The 2,702-nt window shown below is 49.8% G+C and carries 3 protein-coding genes; all 3 read right to left on the reverse strand.

The window, feature by feature from the left end:
- The coding region (locus Q0277_RS09735) for a GTPase (protein ID WP_297997606.1) at positions 1-586 on the reverse strand (586 nt) is incomplete at its 3' end.
- Positions 587-2,047, reverse strand: a complete 1,461-nt coding sequence (locus Q0277_RS09740) for a leucyl aminopeptidase (RefSeq protein WP_297997608.1) — start codon at positions 2,045-2,047, stop codon at positions 587-589. It abuts the gene before it with no gap.
- Positions 2,022-2,639: a DedA family protein gene (locus tag Q0277_RS09745; protein ID WP_005870565.1), complete on the reverse strand. Its 618-nt coding sequence runs from the start codon at positions 2,637-2,639 to the stop codon at positions 2,022-2,024. The genes Q0277_RS09740 and Q0277_RS09745 overlap by 26 nt, the downstream gene beginning before the upstream one ends.
- Positions 2,640-2,702 lie beyond the last annotated feature (63 nt).

The raw sequence follows: 2,702 nt of genomic DNA on the forward strand, positions 1-2,702 counted from the left end.
CGCGATTTAAAGCGATGTAGCTTTCATCCTCTTTGAGCGTAAAATTTGAAGCGGGCTTGCCGTCGTTTAGATGCGCTAAAAGCTCGTTTGCTACGGCTAGCGCCTCTTTAGCGCCCTTTTGATTTGCTTTGGCTTCCTTGCCGAGGCGCTCTATCTTGCGACCAAGCTGCTCGATATCCGCTAAAATCAGCTCAGTTTCGATGATCTCGATATCGCGGATGGGATCGACGCAGCCTTCGACGTGGGTTATGTCGCCGCTTTCGAAACAGCGCACGATATGAAGGATGATCTCGCACTCACGGATATTTGAAAGAAATTTATTCCCCAACCCCTCGCCTTTGCTAGCTCCGCGCACCAGGCCCGCGATATCGACGAACTCGATGGTCGAATGCACGATGCGACCGGGCTTAACGATCTGCGCTAGCTTGCCGAGCCTGGCATCGGGCACGGGCACGACCGCTTTATTAGGCTCGATCGTGCAGAATGGATAATTCTGCGCCTGCGCGTTTTGCGCGCCGCTAAGAGCGTTAAATGTAGTGGATTTGCCGACGTTCGGAAGCCCTACGATCCCTACTGAAAGCCCCATCTACGCGTCCTTTAGCTCTTTGGCTAGAGCCTGCAAGAAATATAAGTTTGCCCTCACGCCCGCGCCGGTCGCGCCCGCGGCATAATAGCCCCACGCCTTTTCCAGATACGCAGGACCCGCGATGTCGAGGTGCAGCCACTTGTCTTTATATTCGTCCTTTATAAATTTATCCAAAAATAGCCCCGCGGTTATCGCGCCGCCGTACCTGCTGGAGGAGCAGTTGGAGACGTCCGCGATACTACTTTTGATTAGCTCGCGCAGATAATCGTTAAATTCCAAAATGCTAAATAGCTCGCCGCTACAATCGCTAAGATCTTTAAATTTACGCTTTAGCTCCTCGCTGTTTCCCATTATGCCGCTCGTGTATTCGCCGAGCCCCACGACGCAAGCGCCGGTTAGCGTCGCCATATCTATTAGCAGATCGGGGGCAAGATCCTGCGCGTAGCTTAGGCAGTCGGCAAGCACGAGCCTGCCCTCCGCATCGGTGTTTCGCACCTCGATACTCACGCCGCTGCGGCTAAGCAGCACGTCGTCGGGTTTATACGAATCGCCGCCGATCATATTTTCAGTAGCGCCGATGACCGCATGTATCTCAAACGGCAACTCAAGCTCGGCTGCGCCCTTGATGATGCCCATCGCAGCGAGCGCGCCGCTTTTGTCGCTTTTCATCGTAAGCATATAATCGCTCGGCTTCAGGCTTAGCCCGCCGCTGTCATAAGTAAGTCCTTTGCCCACGAAAACGACGCGCTTTAGGCAGCGCTGCGGTTTATAGATCAGATGAATTAGGCGCGGCGGATGAGCGCTGGAGCGATTGACCGCCAAAAACGCATTCATATTCTGCTCGCGCAAAAAGTCTTCGTCGTAAATTTTAACGCTCACGTCGTCGTAGTTCGAGGCTAAAATTTCAGCCTCGCTCGCCATCTTTTCGGGCGTGTAAATTTCGGGGATCTCATTGACGCCGTCGCGCGCAAAATTTGCGGCATTTGCCATCACGGTGCCCTGCTGCACGCCGTAGTTCATCTTTTGCACGTCGGGGCTACTGCCGCCGTACTCCTGCGTCGAGATTAAAATTTCATTTAAGCCGGAGCTTTTTTTATCGCTTTTATATTTGTTAAACTCATAACCGCCCAGAAGCACGCCCTCGACCATCGCCATCGTGCTTCTGCGGTCGCATCCACATTTATAAAAGGCGATTTTGAAATTTTTGATCGCGTAGCCCTTAAGCGTGTTGTATGCGCTCGCAAGTGCTGTGCGAACGTGGTCATATTCTAGCGCCTTGACGCCGATGTACAGCCGTCCGCTCTCGGCAAGCAGCAGATTGCCCTCGCCTTTGTAATTAAAAAGCGCAAACTTATCCGCGTCTTTAATAAATTCGTGATTTAAATTTTTATCCACGACTAAAATAACTTCAAAATCCGCCTCTATCTCGTTAATTTTACGATCTAGCAGTTTTACTTTCATCTCGTTCCTTTCGTGAGTTCATAAAGTGATTTTCCATACGTTTAAATAACCTAAAAAATAGATATAAAATTCCGCCTATGATAGGTATAGCAAAATACCAGTGTTGCTCGATTAGCCGCAGCCCGCTCCAGATCTCCTCGCCAAAATACCACGCCAAAATCATCGTCGCGCCCGACCAGCACCAAGCACTAAAAAGATTGATAATCGCAAATTTCTTTGCGCTGTAGCGAGTGATGCCGATACTCATCGGGATGATGACGCGAAAGCCATACATATAGCGCTGCATTAAAATTATCGGCCAACCGTAGCGTTGCAAAAGCAGGTGCGCAATCGCAAATTTTCGGCGCTGTGCCGCGAGCTTTTTACTGATATATTTTTTGTTGTAGCGACCGATATAAAAATAAAACTGATCGCCGCAAAATGCCCCAAGGCCCGCAACAAAGATACCTAGCGGCAAATTTATATGTCCCTCGTGCGCCATGATACCGCCCAAAATCAGTGCGATTTCGCCTTCTAAAATACACCAAACGAAAAGCACGATATAGGCGTATTGGTGGTATTCTTGCAGTAAATTTTTAAGTAGCTCTTCCAAAATCACGCCTCTAAAACGCAATAAACGTTTGTGCGGCGCGAAAATTCGCCTAGATCGTTTAAC

It is taken from the genome of uncultured Campylobacter sp. (assembly GCF_938030815.1).
Lineage (GTDB): Bacteria > Campylobacterota > Campylobacteria > Campylobacterales > Campylobacteraceae > Campylobacter_B.